The 20,471-nt window shown below is 46.5% G+C and carries 16 protein-coding genes; 15 read left to right on the top strand and 1 reads right to left on the bottom strand.

What is annotated here, in order from left to right; translation table 11 throughout:
* Nucleotides 1-118: 118 nt before the first annotated feature.
* The 10 genes from lepA to OH458_RS04210 all read left to right on the top strand — a co-directional run bounded on the left by lepA (nt 119) and on the right by OH458_RS04210 (nt 9,643).
* Complete coding sequence (gene lepA / locus OH458_RS04255; RefSeq protein WP_269977370.1) at nt 119-1,912, top strand: translation elongation factor 4; 1,794 nt, start codon at nt 119-121, stop codon at nt 1,910-1,912.
* Nucleotides 1,913-2,017: 105 nt separating this feature from the next.
* Nucleotides 2,018-2,914 (top strand): signal peptidase I, encoded by an 897-nt coding sequence (gene lepB / locus OH458_RS04250; protein WP_005472889.1) that lies wholly within the window; start codon nt 2,018-2,020, stop codon nt 2,912-2,914.
* A 73-nt stretch (nt 2,915-2,987) separates the two neighbouring features.
* Complete coding sequence (rnc, locus tag OH458_RS04245; RefSeq protein WP_038140763.1) at nt 2,988-3,665, top strand: ribonuclease III; 678 nt, start codon at nt 2,988-2,990, stop codon at nt 3,663-3,665.
* Nucleotides 3,658-4,635 carry a GTPase Era gene (era, locus tag OH458_RS04240; protein WP_269977369.1) on the top strand — a complete coding sequence of 326 codons (978 nt, stop codon included), beginning with the start codon at nt 3,658-3,660 and terminating at the stop codon, nt 4,633-4,635. Before rnc ends, era begins: the two co-directional genes overlap by 8 nt.
* A gap of 82 nt (nt 4,636-4,717) precedes the next feature.
* Nucleotides 4,718-5,443 (top strand): DNA repair protein RecO, encoded by a 726-nt coding sequence (gene recO, locus OH458_RS04235; protein ID WP_038140758.1) that lies wholly within the window; start codon nt 4,718-4,720, stop codon nt 5,441-5,443.
* The gene (pdxJ, locus tag OH458_RS04230) at nt 5,440-6,171 is read left to right on the top strand and encodes a pyridoxine 5'-phosphate synthase (protein ID WP_005472790.1); all 732 of its coding nucleotides are present in this window, start codon (nt 5,440-5,442) and stop codon (nt 6,169-6,171) included. The genes recO and pdxJ overlap by 4 nt, the downstream gene beginning before the upstream one ends.
* Nucleotides 6,172-6,174: 3 nt before the next feature.
* The gene (acpS, locus tag OH458_RS04225; RefSeq protein WP_269977368.1) at nt 6,175-6,555 is read left to right on the top strand and encodes a holo-ACP synthase; all 381 of its coding nucleotides are present in this window, start codon (nt 6,175-6,177) and stop codon (nt 6,553-6,555) included.
* Nucleotides 6,556-6,698: 143 nt separating this feature from the next.
* Nucleotides 6,699-7,988, top strand: coding sequence for a hypothetical protein (locus OH458_RS04220; protein WP_269977367.1), 1,290 nt, complete (start codon nt 6,699-6,701; stop codon nt 7,986-7,988).
* Between the two features lie 10 nt (nt 7,989-7,998).
* Nucleotides 7,999-8,409, top strand: a complete 411-nt coding sequence (locus OH458_RS04215) for a hypothetical protein (protein ID WP_038140755.1) — start codon at nt 7,999-8,001, stop codon at nt 8,407-8,409.
* Entirely contained in the window at nt 8,402-9,643 is a 1,242-nt protein-coding gene (locus OH458_RS04210; protein WP_269977366.1) for a GGDEF domain-containing protein, read from the top strand. The genes OH458_RS04215 and OH458_RS04210 overlap by 8 nt, the downstream gene beginning before the upstream one ends.
* 37 nt (nt 9,644-9,680) lie before the next feature.
* On the opposite strand, the gene barA is transcribed toward OH458_RS04210, so the two are convergent.
* Complete coding sequence (gene barA, locus OH458_RS04205; protein ID WP_269977365.1) at nt 9,681-12,470, bottom strand: two-component sensor histidine kinase BarA; 2,790 nt, start codon at nt 12,468-12,470, stop codon at nt 9,681-9,683.
* A 158-nt stretch (nt 12,471-12,628) separates the two neighbouring features.
* On the opposite strand from barA, the gene rlmD reads away from it, so the two are divergent.
* The 5 genes from rlmD to eno all read left to right on the top strand — a co-directional run bounded on the left by rlmD (nt 12,629) and on the right by eno (nt 20,366).
* Nucleotides 12,629-13,948, top strand: coding sequence for a 23S rRNA (uracil(1939)-C(5))-methyltransferase RlmD (gene rlmD, locus OH458_RS04200; protein ID WP_269977364.1), 1,320 nt, complete (start codon nt 12,629-12,631; stop codon nt 13,946-13,948).
* A gap of 69 nt (nt 13,949-14,017) precedes the next feature.
* Nucleotides 14,018-16,237 (top strand): GTP diphosphokinase, encoded by a 2,220-nt coding sequence (relA, locus tag OH458_RS04195; protein ID WP_269977363.1) that lies wholly within the window; start codon nt 14,018-14,020, stop codon nt 16,235-16,237.
* Nucleotides 16,238-16,344: 107 nt separating this feature from the next.
* Nucleotides 16,345-17,151 carry a nucleoside triphosphate pyrophosphohydrolase gene (gene mazG / locus OH458_RS04190; protein WP_269977362.1) on the top strand — a complete coding sequence of 269 codons (807 nt, stop codon included), beginning with the start codon at nt 16,345-16,347 and terminating at the stop codon, nt 17,149-17,151.
* Nucleotides 17,152-17,349: 198 nt separating this feature from the next.
* Entirely contained in the window at nt 17,350-18,990 is a 1,641-nt protein-coding gene (locus OH458_RS04185; RefSeq protein WP_269977361.1) for a CTP synthase, read from the top strand.
* A 77-nt stretch (nt 18,991-19,067) separates the two neighbouring features.
* Nucleotides 19,068-20,366: a phosphopyruvate hydratase gene (gene eno, locus OH458_RS04180; RefSeq protein ID WP_269977360.1), complete on the top strand. Its 1,299-nt coding sequence runs from the start codon at nt 19,068-19,070 to the stop codon at nt 20,364-20,366.
* Nucleotides 20,367-20,471: the final 105 nt, after the last annotated feature.

Raw genomic sequence — 20,471 nt, 5'->3', positions numbered from 1 at the left:
GTAGAATCTGCCAACTTGATCGAAATGCCGTCAAATGACGGCATTTCTGTACCCCTCGCGTGAACTGCGGTTGGGTATCTATTGTCCCTAATTTTTAAGAGTTTAGTCACCCCAAATCATGAAGCACATTCGTAACTTTTCGATTATCGCCCACATCGACCATGGTAAGTCGACCCTATCTGACCGTTTAATCCAAGTTTGTGGTGGCCTTAGCGACCGCGAAATGGCGGCTCAGGTTCTCGATTCTATGGATCTAGAGCGTGAACGTGGTATCACCATCAAGTCGCAAAGTGTGACGCTTAACTACACTGCCAAAGATGGCGAAACGTATCAGTTGAACTTCATCGATACCCCAGGACACGTTGACTTCGCATACGAAGTGTCTCGCTCTCTAGCGGCATGTGAAGGTGCATTATTGGTTGTCGATGCTGGTCAGGGTGTTGAGGCTCAAACTCTTGCTAACTGTTACACCGCGATCGAAATGGATCTAGAGGTGGTGCCAATCCTAAACAAGATTGACCTACCAGCGGCTGACCCTGAGCGCGTAGCAGAAGAGATCGAAGAAATCGTTGGTATTGATGCGATGGAAGCGACGCGTTGTTCAGCTAAGACGGGTATTGGTGTTGAAGATGTACTAGAAAACATCGTTTCGGCTATCCCTGCTCCAGAAGGTGATCCAGAAGCGCCGCTACAAGCGTTGATCATTGACTCTTGGTTTGATAACTACTTAGGTGTTGTTTCCTTAGTTCGTATTAAAAACGGCGAGCTCAAGAAAAACGACAAAATTAAAGTGATGAGCACTGGTCAAGTTTGGGGCGTTGACCGTTTGGGTATCTTCACTCCGAAACAAGTTGATACTGACATCTTGCGCACTGGCGAAGTAGGCTGGGTGGTTTGTGGTATCAAAGACATCTTGGGCGCGCCTGTGGGCGATACGTTGACAATGGCTAAGAATGGCAGTGAAACACCACTACCAGGCTTTAAGAAAGTGAAGCCTCAGGTATACGCAGGCTTGTTCCCAGTATCATCTGATGACTACGAAAACTTCCGTGATGCGCTAGGCAAACTAAGCCTAAATGATGCGTCACTGTTCTACGAGCCAGAAAACTCAGCGGCATTGGGCTTTGGTTTCCGTTGTGGTTTCCTTGGCATGCTGCACATGGAGATCATTCAAGAGCGTCTTGAGCGTGAGTACGACTTAGACCTGATCACCACTGCGCCAACGGTTGTGTACGAAGTGGAAGAGACTAACGGCAACATTCTGTATGTCGATAGCCCAGCTAAGCTTCCTGCTGTGAACGATATTGAAGAAATCCGTGAGCCAATCGCTCGCTGTAACATTCTTGTACCATCTGAGTACTTGGGCAATGTTATTACTCTTTGTGTCGAGAAGCGTGGCGTTCAGGTTGATATGGTTTACCACGGTAACCAAGTTGCTGTGACGTACGACATCCCAATGGCAGAAGTGGTACTGGACTTCTTCGACCGCTTGAAGTCGACGTCTCGCGGTTACGCCTCACTGGATTACAACTTCCAACGTTTTGAAGCGTCTAACATGGTTCGTGTTGATGTCTTGCTTAACGGCGATACGGTTGACGCACTCGCGATGATCACACACAAAGATCAGTCGCAGACTCGTGGCCGTCAGCTTGTTGAGAAAATGAAAGAGTTCATTCCTCGTCAGATGTTCGACATTGCCATTCAGGCCGCCATCGGCAACCACATCATCGCTCGTTCGACAGTGAAACAGCTGCGCAAGAACGTAATCGCCAAGTGTTACGGTGGTGACGTGAGCCGTAAGAAGAAACTTCTGAAGAAGCAGAAAGAAGGTAAGAAGCGTATGAAGCAGATCGGTAACGTCGAACTGCCTCAAGAAGCCTTCCTTGCGATCCTGCATGTGGGCAAGGACTAGAGTTGAACTACTCTCGTTCCGGTCTGTCATAACAGGTTATGACAATAAAATAAGTGAAAGGGTCTCGGCTCTTTCACTTTCGTATTTTTGAGATAAGGGAAGTCAATGGCGAATACATTTTCACTCATTCTTGTAATTGTGACTTTGGTTACGGGCATTGTTTGGGTGTTAGAGAAGCTGGTTTTTGCAAAGAAACGCCAAGAGAAAGTGGCGGAAATCGAGGCTCAAACCAACGGTTTAGATGCTGCTGTTGTTGAAAAAGTAAAAACTCAACCGTGGTGGATTGAAAATAGCGTCTCGATTTTTCCGGTGATCGCAGCCGTTCTTGTTCTGCGCTCATTCATCTATGAACCGTTTCAGATTCCATCTGGCTCAATGATGCCAACTCTACTCGTCGGCGATTTCATCTTAGTCGAAAAATACGCGTATGGTCTGAAAGACCCTGTATGGCGTACTCAACTTGTCGAGACGGGTAAGCCTGAACGTGGTGATACCGTTGTATTCAAATACCCACCGCAACCAAGTATCGACTATATCAAACGTGTCGTTGGTCTGCCGGGCGATACAGTTCGCTACAACAGCAAGAAAGAAATCTGTATTCAGTCGCCAGGTGAGTCGAGCTGTAAACCTGTCAAACTTTCCAATGTCGAAGAGAGCCAATTTATCCAAAATGGCATCCCTTTGATTCAACTTGATGAAAAGCTAGGGGAAGTCGGGCATCAAATATTGGTCAATCCGCTGCGCCGCGATCGTGTTGAAGCTTATCAACCACGCAATGGCGTCAATGAGTGGGTTGTTCCTGAAGGTCAGTATTTTGTTATGGGCGACAACCGTGACAACAGTGCTGACAGTCGCTACTGGGGCTTTGTTCCAGAAGCAAACCTAGTCGGTAAAGCTGTCGCCATCTGGATCAGCTTCGAGTTTGAGCGTGGCGAAGACAGCATTTTACCTTCTTGGATTCCAACCGGTGTTAGGTTTAATCGCATCGGTGGTATTAACTAATTTCTTATGAGCGCGGGAGTGTGTGATTCACACTCCCACACTTTGAGAATGCAACACAAATTAATGAGAGAGCATGAATTCTCCTATTGCAAAACTAGAGAAAAAGGTTGGTTATCAGTTCAATGATGCTGAGCTAATCAACTTGGCGCTAACACATCGAAGCGCCAACGGAAAACACAACGAGCGTCTTGAGTTTCTGGGCGATTCAATTTTAAGTTTTGTCATTGCTGATGATCTTTATCACCGTTTCCCGAAAGTGAATGAAGGGGATATGAGCCGTATGCGTGCGACACTGGTTCGTGGCAATACGTTGGCTGAACTAGGTCGTGAATTCGAACTAGGAGATCACTTAAAATTAGGTCCAGGTGAGCTAAAAAGTGGCGGTTTCCGTCGTGATTCAATTCTTGCGGATGCCGTAGAAGCGATCATTGGTGCCATCTATTTGGACAGTGATATTGAGGTAGTGCGTGGCATTATCTTGAGCTGGTATCAGTCGCGTCTTGATGCGATAAAGCCTGGTGTTTCGCAAAAAGATCCGAAGACTCGTCTTCAAGAGTTCCTTCAAGGTCGAAGAAAACCACTGCCAGCGTATACAGTGACTAATATTAAAGGTGAAGCACATAACCAAGAGTTTACGGTTTCGTGTGAAGTAGCAGGTATTGGACAGCCTGTAATTGGTAAAGGCACCAGCCGCCGCAAGGCAGAACAAGCGGCTGCTGAATTGGCACTAGAGCAATTGACCAATGACTGATTCAACAGATAACAACGAATTTGATATCGATGCATTTTTCTCTTCAGGTGGCGAGCAAGCTACCTCACCAGAAAATCAGCATTGTGGTTTCGTGGCGATTGTAGGTCGCCCAAACGTAGGTAAATCGACGCTTCTTAACCGTATCTTAGGTCAGAAGATTTCGATCACATCACGTAAGCCTCAAACGACTCGTCACCGTATCATGGGTGTTGACACGGAAGGGGATTACCAAGCCATTTTCGTTGATACTCCTGGTCTTCACATTGAAGAGAAACGAGCGATCAACCGCTTGATGAACCGTGCGGCAAACTCATCTCTGAGTGATGTGAACCTTGTGTTCTTCCTTGTGGATGGTACGCATTGGACTGCTGATGATGAAATGGTTCTGACTAAGCTGCAGAAATCGAACTTCCCAGTCGTATTGTGTGTCAACAAAGTTGATAACGTACAAGATCGCAATGACGTCATGTTGCACATGATGGAAATGTCGAAGAAGATGGAATTTGTCGATGTGGTGCCGATCTCGGCAAAACATGGCAAAAACATTGATGTATTGCGTAAGCATGTACGCGAGCATCTGCCAAAAGCGACTCACCACTTCCCTGAAGAGTATGTAACAGACCGTTCTCAGCGTTTCATGGCTTCTGAAATTGTTCGTGAAAAACTGATGCGTTTCACGGGTGAGGAACTGCCTTACTCAGTGACCGTTGAAATCGAACGCTTTGATTACAACCCAGAAACGGATGGTTTCCACATCAATGCTCTTATTTTGGTTGAGCGTAGCGGCCAGAAAAAGATGGTGATTGGTAAAGGCGGTGAGAAGATCAAAACGATTGGTCGTGAAGCTCGCCTAGATATGGAAGAGCTGTTTGGTCGTAAGGTTTACCTTGAGACTTGGGTTAAAGTGAAGTCTGGCTGGGCGGATGACGAACGAGCGCTTCGTTCTCTTGGCTACATTGACGATTTATAACGAGTAAGAGGCTTTGCGCTTCGCTCCGCGAAAATAGAGTAAAAGGGGCCATTGGGCTCCTTTTTTGTATTTAGAAGGTGATATGTCTGCAGAAGGCTTACAGCGTTGCTTTGTATTACATCGACGACCATACAGTGAATCGAGCCTCATTTTGGATGTGTTCAGCGAAGAGTATGGCCGCGTCACCCTGATGTCCAAGGGGGCAAGGAGTAAGCGTTCCAATTTAAAAGGCGCGCTGCAGCCTTTTACGCCCTTGTTGTTGAAATGGTCGGGAAATGGCTCCATGAAAACATTGCGTCAAGCCGAGCCAATTAGCCTAGGCCTCCCGCTCACAGGTATTAATCTCTATTCAGGCATGTACGTCAATGAACTGATTGGTCGAGTGCTTATGGCTGAAGTGCCGATGCCTGCACTGTTTCACGACTATCTGCATGTTTTAACCGAGCTTGCGCAATGTGATAACCCTGAACCTGCATTGCGCCGATTTGAACTGGCGCTGTTATCTGCAATGGGGTATGGAGTTGATTTCCTTCATTGTGCGGGGAGTGGGGAGCCGATTGAACCCACAATGACTTACCGATACCGAGAGCAGAAAGGTTTTATTGCTTCCGTTCGGTATGACAATTTAACGTTTAAAGGCGATGAACTGATCGCGATCAGCGAACGTAGATTTACCACAAAAGAACAACTTAAAGCGGCAAAACGCTTTACACGTATAGCCTTAAAGCCGTATCTTGGCGGCAAACCTTTAAAAAGCAGGGAGTTGTTTGTAGCAATGATTCCCCGAGCACGGAGTATTGGAAAATGAGCTCAATCTACCTAGGTGTTAACATCGACCATATCGCGACATTACGTAATGCACGTGGGACGAAATACCCAGATCCAGTGCATGCCGCTGAAGTTGCGGAGCGCGCTGGTGCAGACGGTATCACCATCCACCTACGTGAAGACCGTCGTCATATTAATGATAGAGATGTGCGCATTTTACGTGAAACAATTCAGACGCGTATGAATTTGGAGATGGCGGTCACGGATGAAATGGTTGAGATTGCGCTGAACACACAACCAGAATACGTATGCTTAGTACCGGAAAAGCGTGAAGAGTTAACGACGGAAGGTGGCCTAGATGTCGTTGGTCAGCTAGAAAAAGTCAAAGCAGCAACCCAAAAGCTATCTGAAGCAGGTATTAAGGTGTCGTTGTTCATTGATGCAGACCGTGAACAGATTGATGCGGCGAAAGCATGTGGCGCTCCATTTATTGAGTTGCATACTGGTCACTACGCAGACGCGGAAACGGAAGAAGATCAGCAAGACGAATTGAAGAAGATTGCAGCGGGTGCTAGCTATGCCGCAGATCTTGGCATCACGGTAAATGCTGGCCACGGTTTGACTTACCATAATGTTGCAGCCATTGCGGCAATCCCTGAAATCTATGAACTTAACATCGGTCACTCAATTATTGGGCGTGCGGCGTTTGATGGTTTGCACAAAGCGGTCGCTGACATGAAAGCGCAAATGGTTTTAGCCCGTAAATAAGCCATGGCCATTGTAGGTTTAGGGACTGATATTGCTGAGATCGAGCGAGTTGAGAAAGCACTCGCTCGTTCAGGTGAGCCATTTGCCAGACGGATCTTGACCGACACTGAGTTTGAGCGATTCAAAAGTCTCAAACAGCAAGGTCGTTTTTTGGCTAAGCGCTTTGCAGCCAAAGAGGCGGCGTCAAAAGCCTTGGGTACGGGTATTGCCATGGGAGTGACGTTTCATGACTTTTCTGTCACCAATGACCAGCATGGTGCTCCTATTCTCACCTTGAGTGATAAAGCTGCGGAACTGGCGAAGACAAAAGGCGTGCGGCACATTCATTTATCGATATCGGATGAGCGACATTACGCAGTCGCCACCGTAATTTTTGAGCAATAAGCGACCTTAGGTCGCTTTTTTTATCGGTGATGTTTTATTTTAGTAATTGCTTTATCACACTTTCGTTGGTTATTGTTATACTTTTCAGCATAAATATAAACTATAAATTGTAGCCTAGCGTCTAGACACAAGGACAGCAGTCTATGCCTAATAAGTTTTACAAGTTTGCAGCTCATGGTTCTTTAGTATTAAGCTTTTTGAGTTTGCCATCATTAGCACATGCAGTGGATTTGTCTTTTTCAGGCTTTGGTACTTTAGGCTATGCCTATGAAAACCAAGATGAATTGGCGTTTCGCCGCGATATAACACGTACTACTGATATCGATACTGACGGTTCATTCCGAGTCGATTCCAACATTGGAATGCAATTTGACGCGGCGTTTAACCGAGACTGGTCATTCACGACTCAGCTCCTCTTTGATCAAGGTGTCACCTATGACCTTGATGAGCTAACAGAGCTCGCTTTCATTCGTTACTCGCCTAATGCTAGTTGGGATTTTCGTGCGGGTCGGATTGGTGTCAGCGCCTACGCGGCGGCAGATAGTCGTCATATCGACTATGCGCATTTATGGGTTCGTCCTCCCCAAGAGCTATATGGCGGTATTGTTTTTAACTCACTTGATGGGATCGGCGCCACGTACTACTCCAACAACGCCTACTTCAATTGGAAAGCATCGCTAGAGTATGGTCGAAACCAAGAAGTTGGTGAGGTGCCTTTGTCCAACGAAGAGTATTCGACTGACTTAGACAATGTCGTAAGTCTCTCTTTTGAAGTGGATAAAGATGAATGGAAGTGGCAGCTCTCTTATGCTCGTGTGGGGTCTTTGACTGTCAACCAAACGGGTCAAACCGAATTACTACAAAATAGTGTCGACCAATTTGCCAACAACCCAGGCGTTGCCGCGTTTTTTCCAGCAATCAGTGCGGAAGCACTACGCACCCGTGATGCTTTGGTTGTTGAAAATGAGCAGATTCACTACTTTCAAGCCGCTGCCCTTTACTTTGACGGGTTGTGGACCTTTCAAACCGAGCTTTTTAATATCGACGCTCAACAAGGCTCTATTCCGCAAGGTTATGGAGGCTACGCGTTAGTCGGGCGAACATTTGACTCTTTAACGCCTTACGCCATTTTCGGTCGCTTTAAACCAAGTTCATCACCATTTCAGCAAGATGAAGATTGGAGCCAAGCTGGAGCGCAAGCAGCACAATTACAGGGAGCGACGGAAGCCGCCATCAACTCGGTTCGTATCGATCAAGAATCTTACTCAGTCGGATTACGTTGGGATGTTTCTCCTTATATTGCGCTCAAAGCACAGTATGACCACGTTAAGATCAACCCCTATGGGTATGGGCTGTGGGCTTCGACGCTGGAGACCATGGGCAGTTCGAGTCGGGTCCATTTGTTCAGCCTCAATATGAACTTTATCTTTTAGGGAGGCTGAGATGAAATATTTAAGCTTCCTCCTTCTGTTCCTATCCTCTCACACTTTCGCCGGCTTTTATGTGGTGGTGAGCGAAGAGAGTAGCATCGCCGCGTTTGATGTTGATGATATTGCTGATGTCTATCTGGGCAGAAAAAAAGTATTGGGGTCGTCATATGTTGACCAAGTACTTGACCGAACTGGTGAAGAGCGGAGACGTTTTTTTGCCACCGTGGCGAACATGCGTGAGAGTCAGGTGAATGCTTACTGGGCAAAACTAAAATTTTCAGGAAGCATGAGGGCGCCTGAAGAAGTCGATTCAACTCAAGCCTTGCTCGAAAAAGTAATAGAGAATCCACAAGCCATTGGCTACATGACAGAGAAACCGCCTGAAAACTCAGGGGTTAAGGTGGCACTTTTCATCGATGAATAAACCTAAGCTCAACTCTCTTTCCAATAAACTGCTGAAAATCATTTCGATATTGGCACTTTCTTACTTGGTCGTTATTCTGTTGATAATGATTCCAGTAGGTTTTGCGCAAGCAGATAAGGAACATAAAGAGTTAGAGCAGAAGTTGGTGTTGTCATTGTCCGGCTCTGCGGCGATTGCATTGTATGTGAACAACGCCGAAATTGCCGATGAAGTGATTTCTGCATTATTGCTGCATGAAGAAATCGATGCGGTTCGTCTAGAGAGTGACGATGGTGTTTCATTTGCGTCCAACCACCTTACTATTGATAAGAAAGATCTGTGGGCACATGCGAATACTTACCGTCTTTACTCGCCAACAGACGGTGAGCCGTTGGGTACGCTGTATGTTCACAACAACCATTCCGCATTGCAAAAAACGACGTTATCTCAAGTGTTTAATCAGGTGATGTTCGTCTTTGTTCAGTTTTTGGTCACCGTTATTGCTCTGGTGCTGGTTTTTAAAAAGATTGTCGGTAAACCCCTTGCTGAGCTCTCGGAGGCAATGTACACCGCAACACCAGAGAACCCGAAGAAGATTCCCATCGATGTTGAAAACCAGAACAACGAGCTCGGCGTGGTGATTCATAGTGTGAACACTTTTATTGAGAACTCGCGCCAAGCGATTGAACGAGAACGAGAGTTACGTTCTCAAATTGAACACTGGGAGCATTACTATCGCAACATGGCGGAGCAAGATATTCTTACAGGATTGAAGAACCGCTTGGGATGCGAAAAGTATGTAGAGCAAGCGTCTCGCACCAGCCAATACATCGCGCTGCTGTTGATCGATTTGGATGGCTTTAAAGCGGTCAATGACACTCATGGCCACGCCGCTGGAGACCTAATATTGACTGAAATTGCCGGTCGATTCTCTGACCTACAGGCCAAGAGTAATGTACCGGGCATCGTGGGGCGTATCGGTGGTGATGAGTTTGTTATGTATCTAGTGCTCCAAAACAATGATCACAACCTACTCGCGACAGTTGCTCAGCAGGCTATTGATCTCGCCAATTTGCCTTCGGTCTATACTGGCAGTTCGATTAATGTTGGCTGTAGTGTTGGGATTGCGGTACAAGCAAGTAAAGGCATCGTGATCGAGAAACTGCTGCACCGAGCAGACCAAGCGATGTATCAGGTGAAGCAAGAGGGTAAGAACAGTTATCACTTCTACCGCGGAGAGCAAACTGCGCACTGAGGCATGGATAGATGCCATGCCTCAGGTTTAGGCTACGTTAGCTTTTCTTCAAATAGGGCTGCGCACTGGCGACCACTTTTTCCATTTCATCTTGTAGTTCAAGCAACTCCGGCTCAAGGTCTTCGATTAGAGTCCCTGAACGTAATGCTTTTTCAATGGTTGCACAGACTGTTTTCAGTCTTGGTACACCGCAATAAGAGCTACTTCCATGCAGTTTGTGCACATAATGAATCAACAGTTCAGTGTCGATGGATTCCTCTTCAAGCGCGTTGTCGACGACATCGACAACCTCTGGAATAGAGTCCACGAGCATCTGCAACATATCCTTGGCAAGATCTTCTTTGTTGGCGGATTGTTTCAATGCTGCCTGCCAATCAATGATCATATTCGAGTGCGTCGCGGTTGTTGACGCGGCTGGCTCAAACGGGTCGGGTTGAGCGGATAGATCCAACTTTTCAATTTGTGCATCCGTCGTTTGCGGGCTCCAATGCATCAACACTTGTTGTAATACGTGTTCTTCAATTGGCTTGGTTAAATAGTCATCCATGCCGGCTTTGAGTAAACGATCTCGCTCTCCACTCATTGCATGGGCGGTTACCGCAATCACAGGCGTATTAGCGTTGAGTTGGGTCTTCTTGATCTCTTCGCAAGCGGTGACTCCGTCCATATGTGGCATCTGAATATCCATCAGAATAATATCAAAGTGACGTTCCTGAGCTTGCTTCACAGCATCAAGACCGTTGGTGCAGGTAATCACACGTTCAACGCGTTCTTGGAGCAAGGCGCTAATGAGTTTCAAGTTAGCAGGGTTGTCATCGACAGCCATCACCGTCAGTGGCAAGGTCTCGTCTTGAACAACGACTGCGGGCTCGATGACTGGCAAATTATCTTGATTCGCCGAGAGTGTTTGCAGTAAACGCTTACGAGACAGAGGCTTAGTAATGCAGTGAATTGGGTAAGACTGAATCAAGTCATCGGAGAGAGCCAGTGCAGTACTCGGTACGCCGACAACGACATGCGGTGCACAACGCAGAGCATGCTCAACTTGCTGCTCGACTGCGGAGGTTTCGTGTTCACGGTTAGGTGCTAAGTTGAGAAGAACATAGTCGAATTGCTCAGCATCTTCCGGTAGTGCAGAGCGATAGGTCACAACCAAACCTGCTTGTACTAACTGTTGCTGCGTAACAGACGCCGCCTGCATATTTGGTTCGACCAAGAGAAGTGAGCGCTGCTTCAAGCTGTCTGTATCGACCATCTCGGTAACGGGCATATCTGTCGAGTGCAAACGCAAGGTAAACCAGAATGTAGAGCCTTGGTGAAGGCGACTGGTTAAGCTGATTTCCCCGCCCATCTGGCTGACCAGTTTTTGTGTGATGACCAAACCTAATCCTGTACCGCCATAGCGACGAGAGATACTCGCATCAGCTTGACTAAAGGCTTGGAAAAGTTGTGCTTGCTGTCGCTCAGAGATACCGATACCAGTGTCTCGAACCATAAACTGCAGCTCAACCACATCTTCTTTTTGAGAGCGCATTTCAACGCTAATGTCGATATTTCCGTGCTCGGTGAATTTGATGGAGTTGCCAACCAAGTTAGTCAGTACTTGTTGAATACGTAAGGAATCTCCGACTAGACCCGCTGGAATCTTCGGATCGATCTTCAATGTGAGTTCTAGCCCTTTTTCATGGGCGCTGGTGGCTTGCAAGCTGACCACTTCTTCAAGCGATTCTTGGAAATCAAACGGGATGCTTTCTAGCGCGAGCTTGCCAGCTTCTAGCTTAGAGAAATCCAAAATGTCGTTGATGATGTTGAGTAGATTGGTCGCTGATTTTTCAATGGTATTCAAATAATCGGTTTGGCTATTGGTCAGCTTGGTTTTTAGCATCTGACGCGTAAAGCCAATGACGCCATTTAACGGCGTGCGCAGCTCATGAGACATATTGGCTAAGAATTCAGACTTTACTCGAGCCGCTTCTTGAGCACGTTTTTTGGCTATGTCCAACTCTACGTTCTGAATCTCAAGCTGCTCTAAAGTTTCGCGTAAATCGGAAGTCGCTTGATCGATACTGTGCTGCATCTCGACGTGATATTCCGACAGGGATACCGCCATGGCGTTGATACCGTTTTTTAACGAGTCGAGCTCACCGTGCATTTTGCCTTCAATTCGCACATCAAGATGGCCGCGGCGAATTCGGTCGACCATATTTTTCATATGAGAAATCGGGCGCGTTACGTCATACATGAGTCGATAGGCAAAGACCGCAGAAAGTCCAAGACCAATCAGAAGAACAAGAACCGCCGAAAAAACCTCTTGGTACTGCTGAAGGCGAAGCGATGATAAGTCCAATTCGACGGCGACATAGCCAAGTGCTGGCGTATTTTCTTTGCCGCGATTTGTGGCAATTAGCCCGGACTCAGCAATGACGGGGGCGCGCATAATTAAGGTATTGTCACTGAGAGTAGAATTGCCCAGAAGAGGGATGGCTTCTTGTTTCGGATAAGTCAAAGACTCAAAATTCGGGTGAAAGTTAGAGGTGACAAACAACTCGTGGTTGTAGTCGAAAACCGCGATGCTACGAACAAATTTAGAGTTCTTCCTGTGTGCGTAACTGATGATGCGTCTGACAGACTCTCGACTATTATTTTTAAGACCTTCTTCGCTGGCAATCGCGAGTGGTTCAATAATATTTAAGCCCGAGTTGTACACCTGAAGTTCAAGGTCGTGGTATCGGTTGAATGAGAAAAACGCACTGAGGAGCAATCCGATGATCAGCGTTGGCGCTAAAGTTAAGGTAATAACGCGGGCGCGTAAGCCATATCTTGTCATTATTGTCTAAACATCGTGGTGTGGATATGGGAAAATAGTCGCAATATAAAGATGAGACTGCCGAGTCCTTAAGCATAATCAACTCGGTCAGCTCACACAATGATTCAGGCACAAAAGGTGGAACCTGAACAGCAATTCGAGCAATTAAGGCACAGAGCATGGCGCGTTTTTTCCAACCAAAGAAGAAAACTCAAGTAAACACGAAGCACCAATCCGTTTTGGTCGAAAAACTCGATCACCATGGCGCTGGTATCGCCTATCAAAATAAAAAGCCCGTCTTTATTGAGGGGGCGTTACCGCAAGAACAAGTTTTGGTGCAAATTACCGAAAGTAAGAGCAAATTTGCCCGCGCGAACTTGATTAAGATTCAGACCGAAAGTGCAGAGCGCATTGCGCCTTTTTGCCCCCATTACCAAGTGTGCGGCGGCTGTAATATGCAGCACCTTGGCTTAGAGAAACAACAGCAACACAAGCAGCAAACCTTGTCCCAGTTGATGCAAAAATTTTCTGGCCAAACGACCGCTCTGGAAGCGCCTTTGGTCGGTGAATCACTTGGTTATCGCCGACGTGCGCGCGTGAGCTTGAAGGTGGATAAAAAATCGCGTCAGTTGCAGTTCGGTTTTCGTAAGAAGCAAAGCAAAGAGATCGTCAATGTGGTGGATTGTCCCGTGCTTGATGCTGGCTTAAATGCGCTAATGTCGCCTTTGTTCGAGCTGCTAAAAACATTCCGTCATCAAGAAAACTTGGGGCATATCGAGTTGGTAAAAGGGGACAACACTCGGGTCGTTGTACTGCGCCATATGAAGGCGCTGGATGAGCAAGACCAAGCAGCACTTGAGGCGTTTGCAAAAGAGCAGCAAGTCAGTTTGTATTTGATGCCGCAAAGTGATGTCTTGAATCGTGTTGTGGGTGACCAAGCACACTATTTGGAAACGGGTGTCACCATTCCATTTGAGCCAAATAACTTTATTCAAGTTAACCAAGATGTGAACCAAAAGATGGTCGAACAGGCGTTGAACTGGCTTGACTTAACGGCAGAAGATAGAGTGTTGGATCTGTTTTGCGGGCTAGGAAACTTCAGTTTACCAATGGCGAAAAAAGTGCGCTCTGTGATTGGTGTTGAAGGGGTTGATGCGATGGTGGAAAAAGCGACCCATAATGCGGAAATTAACCAGTTAGAGAATGCTCGTTTCTTTCAAGCCAATTTGGAACAAGATATGTCTGGTCAGCCCTGGGCGACGGAAAAATTTGATAAAATACTGCTCGACCCAGCAAGAGCAGGGGCGAGCGGTATCGTAGATCAACTTTCTGACCTTGGAGCATCAAGAGTCGTTTATGTTTCCTGTAATCCTGCTACCCTTGCCAGAGACTCACAAAGCTTACTTAACCAAGGCTTCCAATTGAGAAAGTTAGGTATGCTGGATATGTTTCCTCACACTAGCCATCTAGAATCGATGGCGCTCTTTGTTAAAGACTGAACAAAGCCGTCGGTCGTGAGTCTGACATTGGGATAAGTCGAAGAAAAACGAAAAACTAGGACGAAAGAGATGGTTGCGGTAAGAAGCGCACATTTGAACCAAGACGAACAGTTTGAGCTAGATAAATGGATCGCGAGCCTGAATCAGGACGCCAACATCGCAAAGCGCCTGAAAGAGGTGTACCGCCAATGCGAAACCATTTTACAAGATCATGAGCAAGGTCCGCTGCTGTTATGGCGTGGCCGTGAAATGATCGAAATTTTAATTACCCTTTCTATGGATAAGGCAACCCTCGTGGCTGCCTTGTTATTCCCGCTTGTATCCAGTGGTGCCTATGACCGTGAAAAGCTGGAAGAAGATTTTGGTAAAGAAACCATCAAATTAATTGATGGGGTTGAAGAAATGGCGGCGTTGGGGCAGCTCAATGTCACGATGGAAGGCAGCGCGGCTTCGACTCAGGTAGATAATGTTCGCCGCATGCTACTTGCGATGGTTGATGACTTCCGTTGTGTGATCATCAAACTCGCAGAACGTATCGCCAACCTTGTCGAAGTAAAAAAAGCGCCAGAAGAAGTGCGCCAAGCTGCCGCAAAAGAGTGTGCCAATATTTATGCGCCACTAGCTAACCGCTTAGGTATCGGTCAGTTAAAGTGGGAAATGGAAGATTATGCTTTCCGTTACCAACACCCTGAAACCTACAAGCAAATAGCGAAACAACTCTCAGAGCGACGAATTGTCCGCGAACAGTACATCCAAGACTTTGTCGATGATCTGACCGCAGAAATGAAGGCATCATCGATCAATGCAGAGGTCAGTGGTCGACCGAAACACATCTACAGCATTTGGCGTAAAATGCAGAAAAAAGGGCTCGCTTTTGATGAGCTATTTGATGTCCGAGCAGTACGTATTATTGCTGACAAACTGCAAGATTGTTACGCCGCATTAGGGGCTGTACACACCAAATACAAGCACCTTCCGAGTGAGTTTGATGACTATGTCGCAAACCCAAAACCAAATGGCTACCAGTCGATTCACACGGTTATTCTCGGACCTGAAGGGAAAACCATCGAGATCCAGATTCGTACCAAAGAGATGCACGAAGATTCAGAACTCGGCGTGGCAGCACACTGGAAGTACAAAGAAGGGGGCGGTGGTCGCAGTGGTTACGATGAGAAGATCACATGGCTGCGTAAACTACTCGATTGGCAGGAAGAGATGTCAGACTCTGGTGAAATGTTGGACGAAGTGCGGAGCCAAGTCTTCGACGACCGAGTATATGCCTTTACGCCACGCGGTGATGTTGTTGACCTGCCAATGGGCGCAACGCCGCTTGATTTTGCTTACCATATTCATTCTATGGTTGGTCACCGTTGTATTGGTGCCAAGGTGGCAGGACGCATTGTTCCGTTTACTCATAAACTGCAAATGGGCGATCAAGTTGAAATCATTACGTCTAAAGAGCCAAACCCATCGCGCGATTGGTTAAACCCATCGACTGGCTTTGTTACCTCAGGGCGGGCACGTGCCAAGATCAACGCTTGGTTCCGTAAACAGAGCCGTGAGAAAAACCTTGAGGCAGGTCGTGAGATCTTAGAACAAGAGCTGACCAAGATTGGCGCAACACTCAAAGATGCTGAACAATATGGTCTCAAGCGTTTCAACATGAATACGCCTGATGAGCTCTATGTCGGTGTCGGTAGCGGTGATCTGCGTATCAACCAGATCATTAACCACATCAATGCTCTAGTGAACAAGCCAACCGCCGAAGAGGAAGATCAGCAAGCGCTAGAGAAACTGCAAGAAGCAGAGAACAAAGCGCCTGTTCAAAGCCGTCCTAAGAAAGACGCGGTAGTGGTTGAAGGTGTCGATAATCTTATGACCCATCTCGCGCGTTGTTGTCAGCCGATTCCCGGTGATGAGATCGCGGGTTACATCACGCAAGGTCGCGGCATTTCAGTTCACCGCGCGGATTGTGAACAACTGGAAGAGCTGCGTCATCACGCACCAGAGCGGATTATTGATACGGTTTGGGGCAGCGGTTTTGTTGGTTCATACATCCTCACCGTTCGTGTGGAAGCAATGGAGCGCGGCGGTTTACTCAAAGACATCACCACACTGTTTGCCAACGAAAAGATCAAAGTCACCAGTATGAAGAGCCGCGTCGATTATCGTAAACAGCTCTCCATCATGGACTTCGATTTGGAAGTCACCAACATTGAGATTCTCCAGCGCGTATCGAAGCGTGTTGAACAGATTAAAGATGTCATGTCGGTCAAGAGGTTGGGATAGTTTCCAACTCAGGTAATAGATAGATAACCTAAAGGTGAGTGGTTTTGGCTGCTCACCTTTTTATTTGATGACAGTTCTTAGATAGAAGGTTTAAAGGAAGAAGAAATATGAGCCATCCAATTGAGCAGTTAGAGCAAATCATGGCGCAGCTTCGTGACCCAGAAAGTGGTTGTCCATGGGATTTAAAGCAGAGTTTTGACACCATTGTCCCGCACACCATTGAAGAGACCTATGAAGTGGTCGATGCGATTCACAATCGTGATTGGCCAAATCTCAAAGAAGAGCTTGGCGATTTGCTGTTTCAGGTGATTTTTTATAGCCAGCTAGCCAAAGAGCAGGGGTTGTTTGATTTTTCAGAAGTCGTTGAGGCTGTAAATGAGAAACTGACACGTCGTCATCCGCATGTATTTTCCGATGTGGAGTTTGCGTCAGATGAAGAAATTAATGCCAACTGGGAAGCCGAAAAAGCAAAAGAAAAAGTAGAAGTAGGCAAAACAGAGCAAAGTATCCTAGACTCAATACCAAATTCTCTACCGGCTCTTTCTCGTGCTACAAAGATCCAGAAAAAATGCGCGAAATTCGGCTTTGATTGGGATTCGTTAGGACCTGTTGCAGAGAAAGTTCACGAAGAGATAGATGAAGTCATGGACGAAGCGCTTCAAGTCGATGTAAATCAAGACAACCTAGAGCTAGAAATCGGTGATTTACTCTTTGCAACGGTGAATTTAGCTCGTCATGTACAGGTTAATCCAGAAGCCGCTTTGAGCAAAGCCAACTTAAAATTTGTGCGCCGCTTTAAAGCCGTTGAGGGAAAGGTCGCGGAGCAAAATAAAGCATTACAAGACTGTTCGTTGCAAGAGTTGGATGAGCATTGGAACCAGGTAAAGCGAGAAGAGAAAAGGTCTGGGCAGTAGATTCAGCCGAAATGGGACAAGATTGACTCAACTATGTTTTCTGTGAGTTTGTTCTGTTCATGCAGTTTGATTTGAAGCAAAAAATAAAAAATTGCAGTGTGATAGATTTCACGTTGTGGCGGTTAAGGGCTTCTGGTATATTTATATCCCGTCCAGAAGAAATCCATTTTCCCTCATTCAACCAATTTCAGGTTAAACATGACGACAAATTACATTTTTGTTACTGGCGGGGTTGTATCCTCTCTAGGTAAAGGTATTGCAGCAGCATCTCTTGCGGCTATTCTAGAAGCTCGTGGTCTTAAAGTGACTATGATGAAGCTTGACCCTTACATTAACGTTGACCCAGGCACTATGAGCCCAACTCAACACGGTGAGGTGTTCGTCACGGAAGATGGCGCTGAAACTGACCTTGACCTTGGTCACTACGAGCGATTCATTCGCACCAAGATGACTAAGCGCAACAACTTCACTGCAGGTCGTGTTTACGCTGACGTTCTACGTAAAGAGCGTCGTGGTGATTACCTAGGTGCAACCATTCAGGTTATCCCACACATCACTAACGCTATCAAAGATCGCGTGATCGCTGGCTCTGAAGGCCACGACGTAGCTATCGTTGAAGTTGGTGGTACGGTTGGTGATATCGAATCTCTACCATTTATGGAAGCTATCCGTCAGCTAGCTGTAGAACTTGGCCGTGAGCGCGCTATGTTCATGCACCTGACTCTAGTTCCTTACCTAGCAGCAGCGGGCGAAGTAAAAACTAAGCCAACGCAACACTCTGTAAAAGAGCTGCTTTCTATCGGTATCCAGCCTGACATTCTTGTTTGTCGCTCAGATCGCATGATCCCTGCGAACGAACGTAAGAAGATCGCGCTTTTCTGTAACGTACAAGAAAAAGCGGTTATCTCGATGAAGGACGTAGATTCAATCTACAAGATCCCTCAACTCATCAAATCTCAAGGTTTAGACGATCTAGTATGTTCTCGCTTTGGCATTACTGCTCCTGAAGCAGATCTGTCAGAATGGGAACAGGTTATCTACGAAGAAGCGAACCCAACCGCTGAAGTGACTATCGGTATGGTTGGTAAGTACATCGAACTTCCAGATGCTTACAAATCAGTAAACGAAGCGCTTAAGCACGCAGGTCTTAAGAACCGTCTAAGCGTTAAGATTAAGTACGTTGATTCTCAAGATGTAGAGAGCAAAGGCGACGAAGCACTTGCAGGTCTTGACGCAATCCTAGTTCCAGGTGGCTTCGGCGATCGTGGTGTGGAAGGCAAGATCATGGCGGCGAAATACGCTCGTGAGAACAAAGTACCTTACCTTGGCATCTGTCTAGGTATGCAAGTAGCACTGATTGAATACGCGCGTAACGTTGCGGGTATGGAAGGTGCTCACTCTACAGAATTTAATAAAGATACTAAGTACCCAGTGGTTGGTCTAATCACGGAGTGGGTTGATGGCGAAGGTAAAGTTGAAGAACGTACCGAGAAGTCAGATCTTGGTGGTACTATGCGTCTTGGTTCACAGCTATGTCACCTAGAGAAAGGAACGAAAGCTCGTGAACTATACGGTAACGCGACAATTCATGAGCGTCACCGCCACCGTTACGAAGTGAACAACAACCTTCGTCCGCAGATTGAAAAAGCAGGCCTGAAAGTATCGGGTCTATCTGCAGACAAGAAACTGGTAGAAGTGATTGAGAACCCAGCTCACCCATGGTTTGTAGCGGCTCAGTTCCACCCAGAGTTCACTTCAACACCTCGCGATGGTCACCCACTGTTTGCAGGTTTCGTGAAAGCGGCTGGTGAATACCAACGCGGCGAATTAGAGAAGTAAAGGATACGGGCAGTAGCGTTAGTTGTGCTGCTGCCCTTAATTTTGACATTATATATTCAACGAGAAGGAAACATTCAATGTCTAAGATCGTTAAAGTTCTAGGTCGTGAAATCATCGATTCACGTGGTAACCCAACTGTAGAAGCTGAAGTACACCTAGAAGGCGGTTTCGTAGGTATGGCTGCTGCTCCATCTGGCGCATCAACTGGTTCACGTGAAGCTCTTGAGCTACGTGACGGCGACAAAGCTCGTTTCCTAGGTAAAGGTGTTCTTAAAGCTGTTGAAGCTGTAAACGGTGAAATCGCTGAAGCTCTAGTTGGTAAAGACGCTAAAGACCAAGCTGCAATCGACGCAGTAATGATCGAGCTAGACGGTACTGAAAACAAATCTAAGTTCGGTGCTAACGCAATCCTAGCTGTATCTCTAGCGAACGCTAAAGCTGCTGCAGCAGCTAAAGGCATGCCTCTATACGAGCACATCGCTGAACTAAACGGTACTGCTGGTCAGTTCTCTATGCCTCTACCAATGATGAACATCATCAACGGTGGTGAGCACGCAGATAACAACGTTGATATCCAAGAGTTCATGATCCAACCAGTTGGTGCTAAGACTCTTAAAGAAGGTCTACGTATCGGTGCTGAAGTATTCCACAACCTAGCTAAAGTTCTTAAGTCTAAAGGCTACAGCACTGCAGTTGGTGACGAAGGTGGTTTCGCTCCTAACCTTAAGTCTAACGCTGAAGCTCTAGAAGTTATCGCAGAAGCTGTTGCTGCTGCTGGTTACGAACTAGGTAAAGACGTTACTCTAGCTATGGACTGTGCTGCATCTGAGTTCTTCGACAAAGAAGCTGGCATCTACAACATGAAGGGCGAAGGTAAAACTTTCACTTCTGAAGAGTTCAACCACTACCTAGCTGAGCTAGCTAACCAATTCCCAATCGTTTCTATCGAAGATGGTCTAGACGAGTCTGATTGGGCTGGCTTCAAGCACCAAACTGAACTACTAGGTGACAAGCTTCAACTAGTAGGTGACGACCTATTCGTTACTAACACTAAGATCCTTGCTGAAGGTATCGAGAAAGGCGTAGCTAACTCTATCCTTATCAAGTTCAACCAAATCGGTTCTCTAACTGAGACTCTAGCTGCAATCAAGATGGCTAAAGATGCAGGTTACACAGCAGTAATCTCTCACCGCAGCGGCGAAACTGAAGATGCAACTATCGCTGACCTAGCGGTAGGTACAGCTGCAGGTCAAATCAAGACTGGTTCTATGAGCCGTTCTGACCGTGTTGCTAAGTACAACCAACTTATCCGTATCGAAGAAGCTCTAGGTGCTAAAGCTCCTTTCAACGGTCTTAAAGAAGTTAAAGGTCAATAATTCCTAGTGAATTATTAGCTTAAAGCTTTAAAAAACGCCTCCGATTTCGGAGGCGTTTTTGTTTGTGTCATTTCTTAGAGCGACGCTGGGGAGGGTAGGGAATCT

Source organism: Vibrio sp. MarTm2 (genome assembly GCF_027587055.1).
Taxonomy (GTDB): domain Bacteria; phylum Pseudomonadota; class Gammaproteobacteria; order Enterobacterales; family Vibrionaceae; genus Vibrio; species Vibrio sinaloensis_D.
This window is presented reverse-complemented; position numbering and strand designations above follow the sequence as displayed.